Source organism: Ornithinimicrobium avium (assembly GCF_003351765.1).
GTDB classification, from domain to species: Bacteria; Actinomycetota; Actinomycetes; order Actinomycetales; family Dermatophilaceae; genus Ornithinicoccus; species Ornithinicoccus avius.
Map to the genome: position 1 here is coordinate 1,206,545 of NZ_CP031229.1, position 21,202 is coordinate 1,227,746.

General features: G+C 71.0%; 19 protein-coding genes. 1 reads left to right on the forward strand and 18 read right to left on the reverse strand.

Annotated features, from left to right (window positions below):
- Nucleotides 1-38 precede the first annotated feature (38 nt).
- From DV701_RS05500 to DV701_RS05540, 9 genes are all read right to left on the reverse strand, one after another.
- A complete protein-coding gene (locus DV701_RS05500; RefSeq protein ID WP_114927413.1) occupies nucleotides 39-932 on the reverse strand; it encodes a type II secretion system F family protein in 894 nt (297 codons plus the stop codon).
- A complete protein-coding gene (locus tag DV701_RS05505) occupies nucleotides 932-1,879 on the reverse strand; it encodes a type II secretion system F family protein (RefSeq protein ID WP_162802825.1) in 948 nt (315 codons plus the stop codon). The genes DV701_RS05500 and DV701_RS05505 overlap by 1 nt, the downstream gene beginning before the upstream one ends.
- The gene (locus tag DV701_RS05510; protein WP_114927415.1) at nucleotides 1,873-3,384 is read right to left on the reverse strand and encodes a CpaF family protein; all 1,512 of its coding nucleotides are present in this window, start codon (nucleotides 3,382-3,384) and stop codon (nucleotides 1,873-1,875) included. The genes DV701_RS05505 and DV701_RS05510 overlap by 7 nt, the downstream gene beginning before the upstream one ends.
- Complete coding sequence (locus tag DV701_RS05515; RefSeq protein ID WP_202863641.1) at nucleotides 3,381-4,556, reverse strand: AAA family ATPase; 1,176 nt, start codon at nucleotides 4,554-4,556, stop codon at nucleotides 3,381-3,383. The genes DV701_RS05510 and DV701_RS05515 overlap by 4 nt, the downstream gene beginning before the upstream one ends.
- The gene (gene cpaB, locus DV701_RS05520) at nucleotides 4,553-5,419 is read right to left on the reverse strand and encodes a Flp pilus assembly protein CpaB (protein WP_162802826.1); all 867 of its coding nucleotides are present in this window, start codon (nucleotides 5,417-5,419) and stop codon (nucleotides 4,553-4,555) included. The genes DV701_RS05515 and cpaB overlap by 4 nt, the downstream gene beginning before the upstream one ends.
- A 45-nt stretch (nucleotides 5,420-5,464) precedes the next feature.
- Nucleotides 5,465-6,433: a pilus assembly protein TadG-related protein gene (locus DV701_RS05525; protein WP_162802827.1), complete on the reverse strand. Its 969-nt coding sequence runs from the start codon at nucleotides 6,431-6,433 to the stop codon at nucleotides 5,465-5,467.
- Nucleotides 6,430-6,813, reverse strand: coding sequence for a TadE/TadG family type IV pilus assembly protein (locus tag DV701_RS05530; protein ID WP_114927418.1), 384 nt, complete (start codon nucleotides 6,811-6,813; stop codon nucleotides 6,430-6,432). The genes DV701_RS05525 and DV701_RS05530 overlap by 4 nt, the downstream gene beginning before the upstream one ends.
- A 45-nt stretch (nucleotides 6,814-6,858) precedes the next feature.
- Nucleotides 6,859-7,029, reverse strand: a complete 171-nt coding sequence (locus DV701_RS05535; protein ID WP_202863642.1) for a Flp family type IVb pilin — start codon at nucleotides 7,027-7,029, stop codon at nucleotides 6,859-6,861.
- 104 nt (nucleotides 7,030-7,133) lie between these two features.
- Nucleotides 7,134-7,331 carry a Flp family type IVb pilin gene (locus tag DV701_RS05540; protein ID WP_114927420.1) on the reverse strand — a complete coding sequence of 66 codons (198 nt, stop codon included), beginning with the start codon at nucleotides 7,329-7,331 and terminating at the stop codon, nucleotides 7,134-7,136.
- A 408-nt stretch (nucleotides 7,332-7,739) separates the two neighbouring features.
- Here DV701_RS05540 and DV701_RS05545 point away from each other — a divergent pair, with 408 nt between their 5' ends.
- The gene (locus DV701_RS05545; protein WP_202863643.1) at nucleotides 7,740-8,867 is read left to right on the forward strand and encodes an ISAs1 family transposase; all 1,128 of its coding nucleotides are present in this window, start codon (nucleotides 7,740-7,742) and stop codon (nucleotides 8,865-8,867) included.
- 56 nt (nucleotides 8,868-8,923) lie between these two features.
- Here the strand turns inward: DV701_RS05545 and ftsZ are convergent, their stop codons facing one another.
- The 9 genes from ftsZ to DV701_RS05590 form a co-directional block, all read right to left on the reverse strand.
- On the reverse strand, nucleotides 8,924-10,180 hold the full coding sequence (gene ftsZ / locus DV701_RS05550) for a cell division protein FtsZ (RefSeq protein WP_114927421.1): 1,257 nt from the start codon (nucleotides 10,178-10,180) through the stop codon (nucleotides 8,924-8,926).
- Nucleotides 10,181-10,315: 135 nt separating this feature from the next.
- Entirely contained in the window at nucleotides 10,316-11,128 is an 813-nt protein-coding gene (locus DV701_RS05555) for a cell division protein FtsQ/DivIB (protein ID WP_114927422.1), read from the reverse strand.
- On the reverse strand, nucleotides 11,125-12,624 hold the full coding sequence (murC, locus tag DV701_RS05560) for a UDP-N-acetylmuramate--L-alanine ligase (protein ID WP_228255242.1): 1,500 nt from the start codon (nucleotides 12,622-12,624) through the stop codon (nucleotides 11,125-11,127). The genes DV701_RS05555 and murC overlap by 4 nt, the downstream gene beginning before the upstream one ends.
- Entirely contained in the window at nucleotides 12,621-13,745 is a 1,125-nt protein-coding gene (gene murG / locus DV701_RS05565) for an undecaprenyldiphospho-muramoylpentapeptide beta-N-acetylglucosaminyltransferase (RefSeq protein WP_114927423.1), read from the reverse strand. The genes murC and murG overlap by 4 nt, the downstream gene beginning before the upstream one ends.
- On the reverse strand, nucleotides 13,742-15,187 hold the full coding sequence (gene ftsW, locus DV701_RS05570) for a putative lipid II flippase FtsW (protein ID WP_114927424.1): 1,446 nt from the start codon (nucleotides 15,185-15,187) through the stop codon (nucleotides 13,742-13,744). Before ftsW ends, murG begins: the two co-directional genes overlap by 4 nt.
- Nucleotides 15,184-16,731, reverse strand: a complete 1,548-nt coding sequence (gene murD, locus DV701_RS05575) for a UDP-N-acetylmuramoyl-L-alanine--D-glutamate ligase (protein ID WP_228255243.1) — start codon at nucleotides 16,729-16,731, stop codon at nucleotides 15,184-15,186. Before murD ends, ftsW begins: the two co-directional genes overlap by 4 nt.
- Nucleotides 16,728-17,843: a phospho-N-acetylmuramoyl-pentapeptide-transferase gene (mraY, locus tag DV701_RS05580; protein WP_114927426.1), complete on the reverse strand. Its 1,116-nt coding sequence runs from the start codon at nucleotides 17,841-17,843 to the stop codon at nucleotides 16,728-16,730. Before mraY ends, murD begins: the two co-directional genes overlap by 4 nt.
- Complete coding sequence (locus DV701_RS05585; protein ID WP_114927427.1) at nucleotides 17,843-19,345, reverse strand: UDP-N-acetylmuramoyl-tripeptide--D-alanyl-D-alanine ligase; 1,503 nt, start codon at nucleotides 19,343-19,345, stop codon at nucleotides 17,843-17,845. Before DV701_RS05585 ends, mraY begins: the two co-directional genes overlap by 1 nt.
- Nucleotides 19,346-21,184 carry a peptidoglycan D,D-transpeptidase FtsI family protein gene (locus DV701_RS05590; RefSeq protein ID WP_162802829.1) on the reverse strand — a complete coding sequence of 613 codons (1,839 nt, stop codon included), beginning with the start codon at nucleotides 21,182-21,184 and terminating at the stop codon, nucleotides 19,346-19,348.
- Nucleotides 21,185-21,202 lie beyond the last annotated feature (18 nt).

Consider the following 21,202-nt stretch of genomic DNA (forward strand, 5'->3'; position numbering starts at 1 on the left):
TCACCTCGTGTGGTGGGAGAGAACTTTGGGGAGACTGTCTACCGGCCTGAGAAGGCGTCGATCATGTTGATGACTCCGGGCCCCATGACGATGATGAAGAGCACCGGCAGAATGGTGAGGATCAGGGGGAAGACCACCTTGACCGGGATCTGCATCGCCTTCTCCTCAGCCCGCTGACGCCGCTTGATGCGCATCTCCTGGGCCTGGGTCGACAGGACGCCGGCGATGGAGACACCGTGCTGCTCTGCCTGGATGACCGCGCGAAGGAATCGACGTAGGTCCTCCTCGGGACTTCGCTCGGCCAGCGCACGGTAGGCGTCGCGACGTGGTTGGCCGACCTGGATGTCCTGCAGCGTGCGGATGAGCTCCTCGGCTAGGGGCCCGCTGCCGTTCCTCGCTACGTGCGCCATCGCCGACTCAAACCCAAGGCCGGCCTCAACCGCGATCGTCATCTGGTCGAGGGTGTCTGGCAGCGCGCGCTGGATGGCGACCTTGCGCTTCTGCGCAGTGTTGTAGAGCAGGATCTCCGGCAGGAACCACACGAGGACGACCATCACCACCGCGAAGGCCACGAGCCGCCGGCTCGGGCTGACGCTGAAGAGCAGCAGCATCAGTGCCGCTGTCGCGGCCGTGCCGAGCACCTTGGTGACAAGGACGCGCTCCAGCGGCCATGCCGCTGGCCGACCGGCGCGGGACAGCTGCAGGTCCAGCCCACGGACGCGGCCCGCCGGCGTGAGCTTGCGGGCCAGGCCCACGAGTCCGCCGCCGGTGACCAGGTCGGCATCGCGGGCGGCTTGCCGATCCCCGCGCCGCAGGTTGGCCAGGCTCTGCGCGCGCACCCGACCGGGCTGGGCGGTCATCGCGTAGGTCGCGAGCACAGCGGCCAGCGCGACGGTTGCGGCCGCAGTGACCGGCAGGAGAACGCCGGCCATCAGAATTCGACCTTGACCATGATCCGCATCCAATAGATCCCGATCACGAGCAGGACCGCGGCGACAGCCATCAAGAGATAGCCGAGCATGCTGTCGGTGAACACCGCAAGGTAGCCCGGATTCAGGAAAGACAGAGCGAGGATCACGAAGAACGGGAGTGCGATGAGCACCCACGCGGACAGCCGCCCTTCTGCGCTGAGCGCCTGCACCTGGCGTCGGACCTGCCCGCGCTCACGGATCGTGTCCGCGACCGTGTCCAGCACGTCGGCCAGGTTGCCGCCGACCTGCCGATGGATGCCAATGGCTTGGGTGATCCACCTGAAGTCGTCGCTGTCCATCCGGTCGGCGACATCCCCGAGAGCATCGCTGAGGTCTCGGCCCACGCGCACCTGGGTGACCGCACGCGCCATCTCCGAGGCGGCCGGCTGCTCGACCTCCCGACTCATGGCGTCGAGTGCGTGCTGCAGACTATGACCAGCCCGAAGGTTGCTGGCCAGCAGCGTGAGAATGTCATCGAGCTGGTCGGCGAAGTCGGCCTTGCGCTTGTCCGAGCGGAGGCTCACCCACAGCACCGCCCCTGCGACGGCGAACCCGGCGAGCAGCACGCCCACCACCGGTCCGCCGACCACATACCCCACGGCCAGACCGACCAAGGAGCCTGCACCGACCAGCAGGATGAACTCTGGCACCGTCCGCTGGATGCCGGCACGATCGAGCACCCGCTCCCAAGACGCTCGGCTGCCCCGCTGACCCACGAGACGATCGATCAGTCCGGTGGCCCGATCGGTGCTGCGGGTGAGCAGCGTCGTCGGCGTGCGAGCGCCTAGACGGCGCTGGACGTCGACCGCCGTCACAGGCCACGCCAGGATGGTGACGACGAGGCCCGCTGCCAGGGCGATCGCGCCGACACCTAGCCACAGCGGGCTGACCGAGCCGGGCGTCACCACCGGCTCCGCCCCACCAGATCAGCTTCGAAGAGGTGCTCAGGCAGCTCGATCCCCAGGTCCTCAAACCGCTCCGTGAACCCTGGACGCACGCCCGTTGGGCGAGTCGTGCCCAGGAAACGGCCGTTGTGGTCGACCCCGGCGGCGTAGTCGAAGACGAAAGCGTCCTGCAACGTGATGATGTCTCCCTCCATGCCCTGCACTTCGGTCAGGTGCGTGACACGTCGCGTGCCGTCCCGAAGACGGGTCAGGTGCACGATCACGTCCAGCGCCGAGGCGATCTGCTCGCGGATGGCGCGCAACGGCAGGTCCATGCCGGCCATCAGGACCATGGTCTCCAGCCGCGAGATCGCATCGCGCGGGGTATTGGCATGGAGCGTGGACAAGCTGCCCTCGTGGCCCGTGTTCATCGCCTGGAGCATGTCGAGGCTCTCGCCGCCACGGACCTCCCCGACGATGATGCGGTCCGGACGCATGCGCAGCGAGTTGCGGACGAGCTCACGGATCGTGACCTCGCCGCGTCCCTCGATGTTGGCAGGGCGACTCTCCAGGCGCACCAGATGCTCCTGCTGGAGCTGCAGCTCGACGGCGTCCTCGATCGTGACGATGCGCTCGTCGTGGGGGATGAACGACGACAGGACGTTGAGCATGGTGGTCTTGCCGGTGCCGGTGCCCCCGCTGACCAGGATGTTGAGCTTGCCCTCGACGCACGCCTGCAGGAGCTGCACCATCTGGGGGGAGAGAGACCCTTTGGCCATGAGGTCTTCTGCGGTGAGCGGCACTTTGCCGAACTTGCGGATCGTCAACGTTGGCCCGGTGAACGCGAGGGGTGGGATGATGGCGTTCACGCGCGACCCGTCCTCAAGCCTGGCGTCCACCAGAGGAGAAGACTCGTCGATGCGTCGACCGACACGAGAGACGATGCGCTCGATCACACGGCGCAGGTGATCCTCACTGGTGAAGTGGACCGGGGTCCGGGTGATCCGACCTGCCACCTCGACGTAGACGTTGTCAGGACCGTTGACCATGATCTCGGTGACGTCGTCGTCTTCCAGCAGTTTCTGCAGGGGGCCGTAGCCGAGGACGTCGTCGGTGAGCTCGGCGATGAGCTGTCGCCGCTCGTCCGGCTTCAGTGCGAGCTCGGCGCCCTGGACCAGGGAGGTGAGCTCGCGGCGGACCAGCGCTTGCAGGTCGTTCTCTGCCAGCGAGGAGTCTGTGAGCCGGCCACCTAGGCGAGCAAACAGCTCCTCTCTGGCCTTCGTCTTGAAAGCGACAAGCGCGTCAGGCGGGGCTGACCGCGGCGTAGCACGTACCGGGACTGGCTCGACGAGCGAGCGAACTGTCACGTCATCGTCAGCACCGGCAGGAGCCAGCTCCGAATGCTCAGCTGAGGTGGGGCTCCCCTCGCCAGCCCCATCGAGCGACGACCCTGCAGCCGCAACGCCGTCGCGGTGCCGTCCGGGCTCGTCCTGGAGTTGGGCTGCCTTCAGCCGGTCGGACAGTCTCATGGCCGGAGCCTCCCTCGGTGCCGCCCGCCCCAGCGGGACTGCGGGGCGGAGATGTGCGCGAAGCGTGAGACCAGCTCACTGATCGTGCGACTGACCTTGTCCCGAGGCATGGCCGCGATGATGGGCGTCCCCTGGTTCGTCGTCCTGGGCACCTTTGCCGAACGCTCGAGGACCAGGTCCACCGGACGCTCGATCGCGGCCTCGACGTCCTTGACGGTCAGGCCACCCGTGGCGTCCTCGAAGTTGATGACGATGTGGCGGGTCGCCGGCTGCAGCTCGATGTCGTCGAGCAGCTGCAGCTCCTTGCGCAGCCCCCGCACACCGGGCACGTCCAGGCTGGTGACGAGCACCAGATCTGTGGCGTGGTCGATCGCCGCCAGGGTCTGCTCGCTCATCCCGGGAGCGGTGTCGATGACGACATAACGGAACTCCTTCTTGAGCAACCGCAGGAGTGCGTCGATGTGCTGCGGCGTGATCACGTCGGCCTCCGCCGGGGAGTGCACCCCACAGACGACCTGGAGGCCGCTCGGGTGCTGGGCCAGGAGCGTCTTGAGCGCGATCGGGTCCGTCAACCCAGGTCCGACCACGATGTCACCCAGGGTGTAGGTCGGGTCGAGGTCAAGAGCAGCGGCGACGTCGCCGAACTGGATGTCGAGGTCGACGAGGACGGTGCTCTTCGGCGCCTGGGCCGCCAGGCCGACGGCCACGTTCGTGGCCAGGGTCGTCTTGCCGACACCTCCCTTGGGCGAGGCGATCGTGATGACTCGTCCGCTGAAGGTCTCGGAGTGGTTGACGCCACCGTTAGCCGATCTGCGCAGCACCAGCCGCAGGTCCTCGATGGACGCGTCGGGGTCTAGGAGGTCGGTCACCCCGTGACGCAGGGCTCCAAGCGCAAGCCGCTCTGCCTCGTCGGTGAGGAGCAGCACCTTCACTGACGGGTACTTCTCAGAGAACCTCCCTGCCAGCTCCAGCACGGACGACTCCGGGCTCGCCCCCTCCCGCACGTCGATGAGGACGGAGCGGACGGCATCCGGCTCCGGCACCATCGCCAGGAGCTGGGGCGCGGTCGCGGGCAGCTGCTGCGGTTGCAGCACCGTCAGGTCATCGCCGACCGCGATCCGCACCTTCCTCGCGGTGTCGACCGAAGGGCTGACCAGGATGGTGGCGCTCACTCCAGCACGTCCCCGGCCCGCTCGGGCAGGCGGATCATCTTGATGTCGTCCGCATCCTCTTCGGCGGTCTCGGGCTCGTAGGTGAGCCACACGGTCCCGAACTCCATCGCATAGACCAGCTGCTCGGCCTGGCTTCCGTCGAGAGCCAGCGTCACGAGGATCTGGTCCGCGGGACCTTCCTCGTCGTCGGTCGATCCTTCGGTCTGAGAGGTCACCGCTGCTGGCGCAGGCACGTATCCGCCCTGAACCCTGGTCACCAAGACCTTTTCGAGCGTGAGCTTGGTGAAGTCGATGGTGATCTCCTCCGGCGTGCCACTCTGGCCCTCCTGTCCCTGGGCAACCTCGGGGCTCCATCGCACGGTGCCGTCGCTGTCGACGTAGAGGCCGGGCTGGAAGGTGGCTTCGAAGGACATCAGTACTCCTACGGTGTCTCCAGCGGTCACGTCACCGCCCAATGCCCGCGCCGTGTCCAGAGGGATGGTCAGCTGGTGCAGGTCCTCCGCCTCCTCGGGCAGCGCGAACTCCCCTCGGGCACGCAGCTCCTCAGGAGTCGCAAACCTTGATCGCTGCAACTGCTCTCCGGCGGAGACGTCGGTCAGTGAGACCCGGCCCTCAAGATCCTCGAGATCATCCACCGCGCCCTCGACCTGGAACTGGCGCGGCACCGCCTTGGTCTCGACCCGGTCTGCCAGGTCCTCCCCGGATGTGCCCATCGGGATGGCCTGGGTGGCCACGTAGACGTTGTCCGTCTTCATGCCCTCCAAAGCTCGCTCGTCAGCCCTGTTGGCGTAGTTGAGCACGAGGACAACGCCGACACCCGCCAGGATGACGGCGACAAGTGCAGCGATCACACGACGAATCACTATAGGCCCTTACATTCGTTAGGAAATATGCCAAGAAGATGTTCGTCAGTCGATCAACCGGATCACGGACACGTCAGACTCCGAACTATCTCCTACATAACCTTCTGCAGACGTAACATACTCAACGAACTTGCCACGAAGACAGGTGTCGTGCAATCCATTAGGGACCGGATTCTTCGGACACTTCGGAAGATTTCCCCACTCTCCCTTGGTCTGGATCTCGAGCCGATCGACCTCGAAGGCCGCGAACTGGGTCACGAATACCTCTGCCGCCTCACCAGTCCCTCTCTTGGCGTTGAAGATGGGGATGAGGACGGTCTTTCCCACATACTCCGAGAAGTCGCACGCGCCCTTAGGCGTGTTACCCGTGTCACCCCCAACCCAACCCCCGACGATGATATCGGCTTCGCACTTTCCATCGACGGGATCGAGCCACCCAAACCCTCCGGGGGGGTAAGCGTCGTCGGGGCACCCCGGAGTATGCTTGTTGTCCTTCGGTATCCACACGACGATGGTGTCCCCGACAGATACCGGAGCCCCACTGGCCTGGTATTCGAAAGAACATTGAGATATCGCCAGGGGAAGCATGGACGGACCCTTCTTGGGTGTGAACCAAGACGCGGTCGCGGTGGCCTCCAAGTTGGAGCTTGCGATGCCCACGACGGGAAGGAACCAGTGCGTCTTGCGTCCCGAGACAGTGGCCTGCACGGTCTGCGCGCCGGTGTCTGGCTGGAGCGTTGTGGACACCTCGCCCTTCTCATTGCGCACGTTGGCGACCCCATAGGGACCGGCCACCGCGTCAATACTCCCGCAACCGTTCTCCGCGCATTCCTGGGCGGCCGCCAAGGCGGCAGCGTCAGCACCGTTCTGCAGCTCCTGCTGCGTGGCCATCGTGGCGCCCGTGTCCACGGCCAGGCCGGTGAAGCCCACGAGGCCGATGAGCAGGAGCGCTGTCACGACCGCCGTGGCGCCACGATCGCGACCGCGTGATGCGATCCTGCTGATGTAGGTCAACCACCGCATCTCATGACTCCTTGGCCTTTGAGAGTGACCGTTCCCGAGCCGAAGAACCCGGTCAGCCACGGCGCCTCGTAGGTTGCGTCGACCTTGGCCTGTCCGCCCGAGTCACATGCTCCCGTGGCGGGCGCGATGGTGAGCGTCGTCGGACCGGAGGGACTGATCGACGAAAACACGTCCTTGACCGCCTGGCTGGCCGGGTCTTGGTCGTTCTTCACGGCCATCGTCCGCGCTCCGTCCCGCGCCGCTGCTGAGAGGGTGGACTGAATCATCCACAGCCGGCCGAACTCTGCAATCCCGAACACGAGAGTGAGCAGGATGATCGCGATCATCGCGAATTCTACGGCCGCGGCCCCGCGCTCCCGTCCTTCGGTCATTACAGCATCCTTAGTGGCCCCGGCAGACACAGTGGGGAGAAGAGGTCACGGCAGGCCGTCGATGACGGCCTGAAATCCTGGGATAATCCCTAGCCCCAATGTGGTCACGACGCCGATGATGACCGAGGCAATGAGAGCCACGAGCAGCGCGTACTCGACGGCGGTGGCGCCACGTTCGTCATCCAGACACCGTCGCAAAGTTGTCTTGAAACCCATGACTTTCCCCATCTGCGTTGGTAGTAGCTAGGAGCAGCCAAGACCGATCCGCGATGCGGTAGTGGAGCCGGTCCAAGGGACGGCTCCACCACGACCCCGATTGGTCAGCCGCCGGGGAGTGCGGTGACGATGGTCTGGAAAGCAGTGTTGATCCGGCCGCCCAGGATAACAACGGTGCCGATGATCACGGCAGCGATCAGGGCCACGAGCAGGCCGTACTCGACCGCGGTCGCACCGCGCTCCTTGTCGGCCTCGACGAGACGGTCCTTGAGTGTGGCGAGGGTGTAGAAGATGGCAGCCATGAGCCGCTCCTTTGGGTGAGAGGTGCCGGCTGCCCCGAGAGGCCCTGCACCGGTGGTGTCGGGACTTGCAGGCCCGAGGTGGAGTGCCCCGCTCCTGCACGTCGATCATGGACCGGTTCTCAGGAAACCACAAGGTAGGCAAGGTAACGATTGGGTAACGGGGGCCGTCGTACTATGGAAGCAGTTGACAGTTGTCTTTACCAGCCCTTTACCTGGCCTTGCCCAACCTAGAACCACGGGAGCGCCGCCGCGGGTGCCGCGGCGGCCAGGGCTCCGGAAAGGTCGGCTGGTAGGCCTGTGACCTGGGAGTTCCTCGGGGTGTGATCGGCGTGGCGCGTGTGGCGAGTGTGGCCCAAGGGTTGAGATGGAGGTTCTCACGCGCCCCGTCTCAGCCGAAACCACCTGCTCATGCCATCTTCGCCGATCATCCCTGCCAAGCGCGACCCTGCCGACCACGCCCTGCTTGACGTGCTCGGCCGGGTGCCCGATCCGCGGGACCCGCGCGGGGTGCGGTACCCGCTGGTCGGGGTGCTGGCCGTCGCGGTCTGTGCAGTGCTGGCCGGTGCCCGTTCCTTCGCCGCGATCGGGGAGCGGGCCCTGGACCTGGAGCAGGCCCAGCTGGCAGCACTGGGACTGGGGCGGGCACCGGAGGAGTCCACGCTGCGCAAGCTGTTCGCCCGGCCCGACACGATCGCGCTGGATCGCCAGCTGGCGGTCCTGGCATGGACCCGCATTGCCCACGTCGCCGGACGCCGGGTCATCGCCATCGACGGCAAGACCGTGCGGGGCGCCAGGACCGCGCACGCTGCCGCGCCGCACCTGGTGGCTGCCCTCGACCACGCCACCGGGGTCGTCCCCCGGCAGCACGCCGTGGACACCAAGTCCAACGAGATCCCCGCGCTACGAGACCTGCTGGCCGGCTTCGATCCCACTGACCTGCACGGATGCGTCATTACCGCAGACGCGATGCATACACAGACCGACACCGCCCAGGCCATCGTCGAGGCCGGCGCCGACTACGTCCTGACCGTCAAGGGCAACCAGCCCAGGCTGCTGGCAGACATGAAGACGCTGCCCTGGGCCGCGGTCCCGGTCGGGTCAACCTCCACCGAGCACGCTCACGGCCGCCGCGTCACCCGCACCATCAAGGCCATCGACGCCCCCGCCTGGGTCGGCTTCCCCGGCGCGGCCCAGGTAGCCCAGCTGCGCCGCACCGTCACCAGCAACGGGAAGAAGCCCGTGGAGGTGGTCTACCTGATCACCTCCGCCACCCACGCCCTGGCACCGCCAGCGGTGCTGGCCGCCTGGGTCCGCGGTCACTGGGCCATCGAGGACCGCCTTCACTATGTCAGGGACGTCACGTTCGCACAGGACGACTCCCAGGTCCGCGTCGGTCGCGCCCCGCACGTCATGGCCTCCCTGCGCAACGCGGTGATCGGACTCCTGCGTCTGGCCGGCTGGGACAACATCGCCAAAGCCCTACGCCACCACGCCCGACATCCCGACCGAGCCATCACATGCGCCCTGACCTGCTGAAACCCGGACCTTTCCGGAACCCTGCCGCGGCGGCGCTCCCCGTCGAGCCAAGCGGATCACTTGAGGAAGTCGGGCACGTCCAGGTCGTCGGTCTCGTCCTCGAAGGTCACCTGGCGCGGCGGCTGCTGCACCGGCGGGCGCTGCGGCTGGGCCGGCTGCTGCGCGGGCTGGGCCTGCGGGGTCGTCGCCCCGCCGTCGCCCTGTCCCTGCTGCTGAGCCCCGGCGGCCGGCGCCCCGGCCGGGCGCTGCGCCTGCTGCTGCCGGTCGTCCTGCGCCGGGCGCTGCGCCTGCTGGTTCGCCTGCGGACGGGTGCCGCCCCCGGCCTGCACCTGGCCCAGCGCGCGCTCGTTGTCGCGCGTCTGCGGGGCGCCGCCGTCGAAGCCGGCCGCGATGACCGTGACGCGCACCTCGTCGCCGAGGGAGTCGTCGATGACCGCGCCGAAGATGATGTTGGCCTCCGGGTGGGCGGCCTCCTGGACCAGGCGGGCGGCCTCGTTGATCTCGAACAGTCCGAGGTCCGAGCCGCCCTGGATCGACAGGAGCACCCCGTGGGCGCCCTCGATGCTCGCCTCGAGCAGCGGCGAGGAGATGGCCAGCTCCGCGGCCTGCACGGCGCGGTCCTCGCCGCGGGCCGAGCCGATGCCCATGAGCGCCGAGCCGGCACCCTGCATGACCGACTTGACGTCGGCGAAGTCGAGGTTGATCAGGCCCGGCGTGGTGATGAGGTCGGTGATGCCCTGGACACCGGAGAGCAGCACCTGGTCGGCCGACCGGAAGGCGTCCAGCATCGACACGCTGCGGTCCGAGATCGACAGCAGCCGGTCGTTGGGGATGACGATGAGGGTGTCGACCTCCTCGCGCAGGGAGGCGATGCCGGTCTCGGCCTGGTTGGCGCGACGACGGCCCTCGAACGTGAAGGGGCGGGTCACCACACCGATCGTCAGGGCGCCCAGCGACTTGGCGATCTTGGCCACGACGGGGGCACCGCCGGTGCCGGTGCCGCCGCCCTCGCCGGCGGTCACGAAGACCATGTCGGCGCCGCGCAGCGCCTCCTCGATCTCCTCGGTGTGGTCCTCGGCGGCGCGGCGCCCCACCTCGGGGTCCGCACCGGCGCCGAGGCCGCGGGTGAGCTCTCGGCCGACGTCGAGCTTGACGTCGGCGTCGCTCATCAGCAGCGCCTGGGCGTCGGTGTTGATGGCGATGAACTCGACACCCTTGAGGCCGACCTCGATCATCCGGTTGATGGCGTTGACACCACCACCCCCGATGCCGACGACCTTGATGACGGCCAGATAGTTCTGCGCAGCGGACACGAGGTGGGACCTTCCGGTTCGGGTACGACGAGCTGGTGCTTGCTCTGCCCGCGATCATAATTCGCAAGCCCTCTTCGGACCCCCGAGATTGAACCTCGACTTCAGGTAGAGGTCTCGCTCGAGGTCGTCCAACGCTCAGCCCTGGGCCGGCGGGATCCCCGTCACCACGGGCGTGCCCGGGATGCTCACGTCGATCGTCTGCGGGATCTCACCCTGCGGGTCGATGGCGTCCTGCCCGACGAGGGCCTGCACGACCTTCCACTTCTTCTCCGCCTCGACCGGCGGGCCCCACCGGATCGTCAGCTGGTCGATGCGGATCGTCACGTCTCCGTTGGAACCGAGGCGGGGCGTGGAGATCTCGCCCTCGAGCTCAGCGGGGTCCGGGCGCAGCCGCCACAGCTCCACCAGCCCCAGCACCGTCCCGGTGGACACGTCCTGCGGCTTCTCGGCGACGGTCACCGCCGGCAGATTGTGCGAGGCCTTCTCCACCGAGTCGTAGACGACGCCGCCCGCGTCCGCCAGCCACGTCGTCCCCCCGCCGCGCAGGGCCAGCGCCGGCTCGCGCAGCTGCACCTCGTAGACGATCGTCGAGGGCCACCTGCGGTCCAGCGACACGCTGCGCACCCGCTTCTCGCCCTCGAGCACCCGCTCGGCCAGCCTGGTCTCCGACACCCTCGCCAGGGGCCGCCCCTGCGGGATGTCCGCCTCGAAGACGACGCTGTCCGCGAGCTCTCCCTTGGCCCCCTCCACCTGCACGTCCTGCACGACGAACGCCGCGGAGAAGAAGAACAGGAAGACCAGCCCCGCGGCCAGCAGCGTCACCAGCACGCCCCACAGCAGCACCGCACGGCGCCACGCACCCGGTCGGCGCGGCGGCCGCGACACGTCCCGCCGGTCCCGCCAGCGCTCCACCAGACCGGTGCCTCGTTCCTGCGTGTCCACGCTCACCCCTCGTCCTCCCCCAGCAGCTCCAGCAGCTGCGGACCCACGTCCGTCACGTCCCCCGCGCCCACCGTGACCACCAGGTCACCGGGACGGACGAGGGTATGCAGCGCGCGCGCCGCTCCCGCACGCTCCTCCAGCAGGTGCACCTGCGTCCCGGTGCCCCGCCCTCGGACGAGGTCGGCCAGCAGCGCAGAGGTCACGCCCGGGAACTGCTCCTGGGTCTCCCGTGCGCCGTAGACCGGCAGCAGCAGGAGCACGTCGGCCCCGTCCAGCCCGGCGGCGAAGCCCTCGGCGAAGTCCCTCGTCCGGGAGAACAGGTGCGGCTGGAAGGCGACGACCAGGCGCCGCCCCGCCGCCGCGGAGCGTCCCGCCTGGACGACCGCGGCCACCTTGGGCGCGTTGTGCGCGTAGTCGTCGACGACCTCCACGCCGCCGGCGCTGCCCTTCGGCTCGAAGCGGCGGTGCGCCCCGGGGAAGGCCGCCAGGCCCTCGAGCACCGGCGCCAGCGCCAGCCCGAGCCCTGCGGTCGCGGCGAGCAGCGCGGCGGTCGCGTTGTGCACGTTGTGCACGCCCGGCACCGGCAGCACCAGCTGCGCCTGCGTGCCGGCGACGACCGGGCTGAGGTCGGCGGACCAGACCAGGGTGGCCGAGGACGACATACCGTCGGACCGGGCGTCCCGGACCAGCACGTCGCACTCCCCCGGCACCGAGCCCCAGGTGAGCACGCGCACGCCGTCGGCACGGGCACGATGAGCCAGGCGGACCGCGCCGGGGTCGTCGGCGTTGGTGACGAGCAGGCCGCCGGGGCGGACCGTGCCCGCGAACCGCGCGTAGCCGGCCTCCACCCCCGCCGCGTCGCCCCAGAAGTCGAGGTGGTCGGGCTGGACGTTGGTGACGACCGCGACCAGCGGCCGGTAGACGACGAACGTCCCGTCGCTCTCGTCGGCCTCGACCACGACCGGCGCGCCCGGCCCGCCGGGGGCGGCGTTGCTGCCGGTGCCGGCCAGCGGGGCGCCGATGACGTAGGCGGGGTCGGCGCCGGCCGCCCGCAGCGCGACCGCGGTCATCGCGCTCGTGGTCGTCTTGCCGTTGGCGCCGGCGACCGCGACGGCGTCGCGCCCGTGCAGCAGCGCGGCGATCCCCTGCGAACGGTGCAGCACCCGCAGCCCGCGCCGCCGGGCGGCGGCCAGCTCGGGGTTGGTCTCGGGTATGGCGCTGCTCACCACCACGGTGTCCGCGCCGTCGAGGTGGGCCGGGTCGTGCCCGACGAAGACGCGGGCGCCCTCGGCCTCCAGCGCGCGCAGGGTGGGGCTGTCGGTGCGGTCGGACCCGGAGACCGGCACACCGCGGGCCAGCAGCATCCGGGCCACGCCGGACATGCCCGAGCCGCCGATCGCCACCAGGTGGACCGCGCCGAGCTCCTCGGCCGGGGGCACGGGCGCGGTGAGGTCGAAGCGGGGGCTGCGGGCGTGCGCGGCCCCCGGGGACGGGGCGCTCACCGCGCGTCCACGTCCGGGGTGGACGTGTCCCTGCCCGCGGCGGCCAGGATCAGGTCGACCAGCCGGTCGTCGGCGTGGCGCTCCCCGTGCTCGGCGGCCGCGGCGGCCATCTGCGCGAGGCGCGCCTCGTCGGTGATCAGCGGGAGCACCGTGGTGCGCACCCACTCCGGGCTCACCTCGGCGTCCTCGACGAGCAGGCCGCCGCCGGCCCCGACGACGCCGGCGGCGTTGAGCCGCTGCTCGCCGTTGCCGATCGGCAGCGGGACGTAGATCGCCGGCACGCCGACGGCGGACAGCTCGCAGACCGTCCCGGCCCCGGCCCGGCACACGGCCAGGTCGGCGACCGCGTAGGCCAGGTCCATCCGGTCGGTGTAGTGCATCGCGACGTAGCGGGCGCCGCCGGGGGCGCCGGCCGGCACCTCGACGTCCTTGCCCGCACCGGTGAGGTGCAGCACCTGCACGCCGGCGCCGAGCAGGTCGGCCGCGGCGCCGGAGAAGGCCTGGTTGAGGCGCTGGGCACCCAGCGAGCCGCCGAAGACGAGCAGCGCGGGCAGGTCGGCCGCGAGCCCGAAGTGGGCCAGGGCCTCCGGGCGCAGCGTGGCCCGGTCCAGGTCGCGGATCTCGGCGCGCAGCGGCAGCCCGACCCGGGTCGCGCCGGGCAGCTGGGTGCTGGCGAAGGTGGTGGCCACGTGCGCGGTGAAGCGGGCTCCGAGGCGGTTGGCCAGGCCGGGCCGGGCGTTCTGCTCGTGGATGACGATCGGCACCTCGGCGCGGCGCGCGGCGAGGTAGGCCGGGGTGGCGACGTAGCCGCCGAACCCGACGACGACGTCGGCCTCGGCCTCGGCCAGGGCGCTCTGGGCGGCGCCGACCGCCGAGCGCAGCGCGGTCGGGAAGCGCAGGACCGCCGCGTCCGGGCGGCGCGGGAAGGGCACCTTGGGCACCATCGTCAGCTCGTAGCCCCGCTCGGGCACCAGCCTGGACTCCAGGCCCTCGGCGGTGCCGAGCACCCTGATCCGCACGTCCGGCACCCGGCGGCGCAGGGCGTCGGCGGTGGCCAGCAACGGGTTGACGTGGCCGGCCGAGCCGCCGCCGGCCAGGACCACGGACAGCGGCGCGTTCACCGGCCCCTCCGGCCGGTGCGTCCCTGCGGGCCGCGGGAGCGGGCGGGCGAGGCGCCGCGCCGGCCGCGGGCGGCCCGGGAGGTGGGTGGTGGCGCGGTGCGCCGGCTGCTGCCGGGCTTGGTCGCGGAGTGCGTGCTGCCCGACCTCTTCCTCGTGCCGCGGGTCCCCGCGACGGTCGTGCGACGGGTCGGCAGGGCGGCGAGGGTGCGGCTCAGCCGCGAGGTGCGCGGGGAGAGCCGCTCCCGCGCGCCGGGCACGGCCCGGGCGAGCGAGAGCAGCAGGCCGACGCCGATGAGGGCGGCGACCAGCGCCGACCCGCCGCTGGAGACCAGCGGCAGCGGCACGCCGATGATCGGCAGCATCCCGATGACCGAGCCGATGTTGAGCATCGCCTGGGTCAGCAGCCAGATCATCACGCCGGAGGCGGCCAGCCGGACGAAGGTGTCCTCGGCCTGGCTGACGATCCGGTAGCAGGCGTAGGCCAGCACCGCGAAGAGCGCGAGCACCGCGACGGTGCCGCCCAGGCCGAGCTCCTCGCCGATGATGGCCAGGATGAAGTCGTTGTGCGGCTCGGGCAGCAGGCCCCACTTCTCGCGGGACTCCCCCAGGCCCAGGCCCCACCAGCCCCCGTCGGCCAGCGCCCACTCGGCGTGCACCTTCTGGAAGCAGCCGGTCGCGGCGTGCGGGTTGTCGCAGATGCCGCCGATCCACACCTGGATCCGCTGCATCCGGTTGGCGCTGCCGGCCGCCAGGAAGGCCACCCCGGCGACCGCGACGGCGCCGACGCCGAGGAACCACTTCGCCGGCAGCCCGGCGGCCCAGAGCATCCCGACGAGGATCGCGAGCATGATCATCGCGGTGCCCAGGTCGTGACCCTGCAGGACCAGCCCGACCAGGACGATGCCGAAGGGGAAGACCAGCGGGACCGTCGCGTGCCCGATCCGGTGGATCACCCGCCGCTTGGTCGCCAGGACCGCCGCGCCGAAGACGACGAGCGCGATCTTGCCGAACTCCGAGGGCTGGATGGTGCGCCCGCCGATGCTGATCCAGTTGTTGTTGCCCTGGAACTCCCCGACCCCCAGCGAGGTGAAGACCAGCGCCTGGAGGAGCAGCGCGACGAAGATCGCCGGCCAGGCCAGCTTCTTCCACCAGCTCACCGGCAGCCGGGAGGCGACCACCGCCAGCCCGATCCCGAGCGAGGCGTAGAGCAGCTGGTCGAGGAAGACGGTGTAGGAGCTGCCGCTGGTGGCGTAGGAGCCGACGCTGCTGGCCGAGAGCACCATGACCAGGCCGAGCCCGGTGAGCACCGTCGCGCTGACCAGCACCAGGTAGTAGGGCGCGACCGGGGAGCGCAGCCACTCCCCGACCGAGGCCACCGTCCACTCCTGCGCCCCGCCGCGGGTCGCCGCGGCGCCGCGCCCGTCGCGCGTCAGCGAGGTCACGCCTCCTCCCGGCCCAGGTGGCGCAGCACGGCCCGGGCGAAGGTCTCGCCCCGCGAGCCGTAGCTGGGGAACATGTCCAGCGACGCGGCCGCCGGGGAGAGCAGGACGACGTCGCCGGGGCTGGCCATCGCGGCGGCCGCGGCCACCACGTCGTCCATGATCCGGTCCAGCGCGTCCATGTCCCCATGGTCGGCGACCCCGACGTCGTGGACGGGGACCTTCGGCGCGTGTCGGGACAGCGCGCGGGCGATCTGCGCCCGGTCGGCGCCGAGCAGCACCACCCCGCGCAGCCGGTCGGCGAACCGCACGACCAGGTCCTCGACCTCGGCGCCCTTGAGCTGACCGCCGGCCACCCAGACCACGTCGGGGTAGGCGGCCAGCGCCGCCTGCGCGGCGTGCGGGTTGGTCGCCTTGGAGTCGTCGACCCAGGTCACGCCCTCGCTCTCGGCCACGACCGCGGTGCGGTGGGCGTCGGTGCGGAAGGCGCGCAGCCCGTCGCGCACGGCGGCCGCCGAGACGCCCGCGGCCCGGGCGAGGGCGGCGGCGGCCAGGGAGTCGGCCACCAGGTGCGGCGGGGGCATGCTGCTGCCGTCGCCGCCGGAGGCGCGCGACAGGTCGGCCAGGGTGCCGATCTCGGCGGCCGAGGTGGCCCGCTCGGCGACGAAGGCGCGGTCGGCGAGCAGGTCGTCGACCACGCCGAGCATCGACAGGCCCGGCGTGCCGAGCGTGAACCCGACCGCGCGGCAGCCCTCGACCACGTCGGCCTCCTCGACCATCCGCTCGGTCGCCGGGTCCTGCACGTTGTAGACGCAGGCGACCTGCGTGCGCTGGTAGATCCGTGCCTTGTCCGCGGCGTAGGCCTCCAGCGACCCGTGCCAGTCCAGGTGGTCGGGCGCGAGGTTGAGCACGCAGGAGGCCAGCGGCGACATCGTGTGCGTGAAGTGCAGCTGGAAGCTGGACATCTCGACCGCGACCACGTCGTAGGGCTCGGGGTGCTGCACGGCGTCGAGCACGGGGATGCCCACGTTGCCCGTGGCCACGGCGCGCAGCCCGGCGGTGCGCAGGATCTTCTCGAGCAGCTGCACGGTCGTCGTCTTGCCGTTGGTCCCGGTCACCACCAGCCAGGGCGCCGCCCCGACGCGGGGGCGCAGCCGCCAGGCCAGCTCCACCTCCGACCAGACGGGTATGCCGTGCTCCGCCGCCGCGACCAGCACCGGGTGGTCGGGGCGCCAACCGGGCGAGGTGACGACCACGTCGACCTCCAGGGGTGCCTGCGGCGCGGTGCCGTCCCCGCCGGCCGCGGCCAGCGGCCAGGCCGCCACGTGCTCGGCGCCGAGGCGCACGTCGGCGCCGAGGATGCCCAGGATCCCGGCCTGGGTCTCCTGGCGCTCGGTGCCGTTGCCGCGGTCGAGCACGGTGACGCTCGCCTCGTGCTGCAGCAGCGCGTCGGCGGCGGCGAAGCCGCTGACGCCCAGCCCGGTGACCAGGGCGCGCAGGCGGCCCCAGTCGGCGTCGCGGTGGGTCAGCTCCTCGAGCAGGCTCACAGGTTGGCCACCCACTCCCCGTAGAACAGGCCCACCCCGGTGGCCACGCAGATGCCGGCGATGATCCAGAACCGGATGACGATCGTCACCTCGGCCCAGCCCAGCAGCTCGAAGTGGTGCTGCAGCGGCGCCATCCGGAAGACCCGCTTGCGGGTCATCTTGAAGGAGGCGACCTGGATGATGACCGACAGGGTGATGATGACGAACAGCCCGCCGAGCACGGCCAGCAGCAGCTCGGTGTGGGTGGTGATCGCCAGGCCGGCCAGCCCGCCGCCCAGGGCGAGCGAGCCGGTGTCGCCCATGAAGATCTTGGCCGGGGAGGCGTTCCACCACAGGAAGCCGAAGCAGGCGCCGGCGACCGAGCAGGCGATGACCGCCAGGTCGAGGGCGTCGCGCACGTCGTAGCAGTTGGGGCCGGGGGCCAGCTGGCAGTTCTGGTTGTACTGCCAGATGCCGATGACCGAGTAGGCGGCGAAGACCATCACGCACGCGCCGGTCGCCAGCCCGTCGAGCCCGTCGGTGAGGTTGACCCCGTTGGAGGCGCCGGCGATGAGGATGTTGGCCCAGACGATGAAGAGGATCACGCCGATGACCGGGCCGGCCACCGCCAGGTCGAAGCCGGTGTCGCGCACGAAGGAGATCGCCGTCGAGGCCGGGCTGCGGGTGCTGTCGCCGGGCGTCTGCAGGGCGCCGATCGCGAAGATCACCGCGACGACCGTCTGCCCGGCCAGCTTCTCCACCGAGGTCAGGCCCAGGCTGCGCTGCTTGGAGATCTTGGTGTAGTCGTCCAGGAACCCGATGAACCCCAGCCCGGTGATGAGGAAGAGCACCAGGACCGCGCTCATCGTGAACCGGCTGTGCGTCACCTCGACCAGCCCCGACATGTCGAGCATGAGCAGCAGCAGGTGGGAGAGCGTGTAGCCCAGCAGCGTGGCCAGGATGATCACCGCGCCGCCCATCGTCGGCGTGCCGCGCTTGGTGTGGTGGGAGGTCGGCCCGTCGTCGCGGATGAACTGGCCGTAGCCGCGCCGCACCAGGAACTTGATGAACAGCGGGGTGCCGAAGAGCGCGACGACCATCGCGACCGCGCCGGCGAGCAGGACGTTGACCATCAGGCGGTCTCCTCGGTGCTGACGACGTCGGCGTGCGCGAGCTCGTCCCCGAGGAGCCGCAGACCGGAGTCGCGGCTGGACTTGAGCAGGACCACGTCGTCGGCGCGCAGCAGCCCGGCCAGCAGGTCGGCCGCCTCGTGCCGGTCGGCGACGTGGGTCGCCTGCGCTCCCCCGCCGCGCAGGTATGCGGTGTGCGCCGGTCGGGCGAGGTCGCCCACCGTGAGGAGGTGGTCGACCCCGAGCTGCGCGGCCAGGGTCCCGACGCCGGCGTGCTCGGCCGGGCCGTCCTCGCCCAGCTCGAGCATGCCGCCGACGACCGCGACGAGGCGGCCGCCGGTGCGGCGCATCGCGGCCAGGGTCTGCAGGGCTGCCCGCATCGAGTCCGGGTTGGCGTTGTAGGCGTCGTTGACGACCGTGACGCCGTCGGCCCGCTCGGTGACCTCCATCCGGCCCGGGGACCGGGGCACCGCCGCGCCGAGGGCGGTGGCGACGTCCGGCCACGACATACCCCACTCGTGGGCGACGGCGGCGACGGCCAGGGCGTTGCCGACGTGGTGCTCGCCGACCAGGCGCAGGGTGACGGGCAGCGGCTGCTCGGGGCCGTCCCCTGCGCCGCCGCGGGGCGGGTGCAGCAGGAAGGAGGCGCGGCCGCGCTCGTCGAGGGTGACGTCGCCGGCACGGACCTGCGCCTGCTGGGCGCGGCCGACGGTGAGCACGCGGGCACCGACCTCGCGGGCGACGGACCCCATCGCGGCGACGACATCGTCGTCGGCGTTGAGCACGGCCAGCCCCCCGGCCGGCAGCGCGGCGACCAGCTCGGACTTGGCCTGCCCGATCGCCTCCCGGGAGCCGAACTCGCCCAGGTGCGCGGTGCCGACGTTGAGCACGACGGAGACGAGCGGCGGCGCGATCTGCGTGAGGTGGGCGATGTGCCCCCTGCCCGAGGCGCCCATCTCGGCGACGAGGTAGGCGGTCTGCGGGGTGAGACGGCATACCGTCAGCGGGACCCCGACCTCGGAGTTGTAGGAGGCCTCCGGGGCCAGGGTGGGCCCGAGCTGCTCGAGCACCTGGGCCATGAGGTCCTTGGTGGAGGTCTTGCCCGAGGAGCCGGTGATCGCGACGGTGCGCAGGCCGCCGGATGCCTCGCAGCGGTCGTGGACCTCGCGGGCGAGCGCGGCGAAGGCGCGGGTGACGGCGTCGTAGGGGGGCCGGTCCGGCCGGCTCGAGAGGCGCCCGGGGTCCTCCTGCACGACGACGCACGGCAGCAGGTCGCTCTCCCGGTTGGTCAGCGCACCGGCCGCGCCCCGTTCGGCCGCGGACCCGAGGTAGTCGTGCCCGTCGGCGTGGTCGCCGCGGCGGGCGACGTAGAGGCTGCCGGGCACGACCTCCCGGGAGTCGGTCACCACGCTCGCGGTCACGGTGGTCCGCCCGGCCCCGGGGGTGTCGGGGTGGACGCGACCGCCGGTCACCTGTGCGATCTCGCGCAGGGTCAGGGGGATCACTCAGGGGGTCCCTTCGTCCTTGATGGCGATGTCCCCCAGTGTGACACCACGCGCCTTGCCGGGCGCCTGCTTCTCCGGGTCGTAGGTGATCGGCACCTCGTCCGGCGGCGTGGTGGCCGGCGCGATCCCGGCGTCCTGGAGGGCGAAGCGCATGATGTCGCGGAAGACCGGGCCGGCGATGACGCCGCCGTACTCGCTGATCCGGGTGGGCCGCTGGATCGCGACGGCGACGACGTACCTCGGGTCGCCGGCCGGGGCGAAGCCCATGAAGCTGGAGGTCACCCCGCCGCCGGCGTAGGTGCCGGTGGAGGGGTTGATCCGCGAGGCGGTGCTGGTCTTGCCGGCCACGTGGTAGCCGTCGATCGCCGCGGCCGGCGCGGTGCCCATGGCCGTGGGGACCTGCTCCATGATCTTGGTGAGCGTGTCGGCGGTCTCCTCGGAGATCACCCGTGTGCCGGCGGGGACCGGCTCCTCGTGGTAGCGGCCGTCGCCGTCGGTGCTGCCGGCGAAGATCGAGGGCTTGATGCGGACCCCGCCGTTGGCGACGGTCTGGAAGACCGAGGCCTGCTGGAGCAGGGTGCTGGAGACGCCCTGGCCGTAGGTCAGCGTGTAGTGCGTGGTGCCCGACCAGGTGCTCGGCTCGGGCAGCAGGCCCTTGGACTCCCCGGGCAGCCCGATGCCGGTCCACTCACCCAGGCCGAACTTCGTCATCCAGTCGTAGAGCGCGTCGTCGCTGAGCTTCTCGCCGAACAGGATCGTGCCCATGTTGGAGGACTTGGCCAGCACGCCGGCGAGCGTGAGGTGCTCGACCGGGTGCTCCTCGGCGTCCTTGAAGGTCGTGCCGTGGCGGACCAGCCGGACCGGGACCTCGACCGGCGTGTCGATCTCGACCAGGCCCTCCTCGATGGCGGCCGCCGCGGTGATGAGCTTGCTCGTCGAGCCCGGCTCGTAGACGTCCTCGACCGCGGCGTTGCGCATGCCGGCGGCGGTCTGCTCGGCGTCGGCGGGGTCGAAGCTGGGGTAGCTGGCCAGCGCCGCGACCCGCCCGGTCCGCACGTCGATGACGGTGGCGTAGCCGGAGAGCGCGCCGGCCTCCTTGACGCGGGTGCGCACGGCGTCGTAGGCGTACCACTGCAGGTCGGCGTCGATGCTCAGCCGCATGTCCTGCCCGGGCACCGCCGGGTCCTCCCGGTAGAGGCCGGTGCTGATCCGCTCGCCGAGCGCGCCGACCTCGAAGACCGCCTCGCCCGGGGCACCGGTGAGCGGTTCGTCGCGGACCAGCTCCACGCCGCCGGCCGGCATCTCCCCCGCTCCCATCCAGCCGACGAGCGGGGCGGAGGCCTCGCCGAGGGGGTACTCCCTGCGCATGATCGTCTCGGCGGTGACGCCGGGCACCTTGCGCGTGCGCAGGTCCTGCCACTGCTGCGGGGTGACCTCGCGGGCGAGGATCGTGTACTTGGTGCCCAGCGGCTCCAGCAGCGCCTCGAGGACCTTCCCGCGGTCGGCGCCGGTCGTCTCCGAGACGGCGTCCGCGGCGGCCTCGATGTCCTGGGGGTCGACCTCGTCGTCGTCGTCCTGCACGCCGAAGTCGTCCAGCAGCGTCGGGTCGGCGACGACGCGCTTGCGCTCGACGCTGACCGCGAGCTCGGCCCCGTCGACGTCGGTGATCGTGCCCCGGGCGGCGGGGATGGCCTGCACCTCCAGGCGGCTGTTGATCGCCGCCGCGGAGACGCTGGCGGCGTCCAGTCCCTGGAGCCGGACCAGCTGGGCGGCGAAGAGGCTGAGCACCAGGAGCGTCCCGAGCAGCAGGACGCGGGCCCGCCGGCGGGGGTGGACCACGCCGGGAGGGACCGCTCC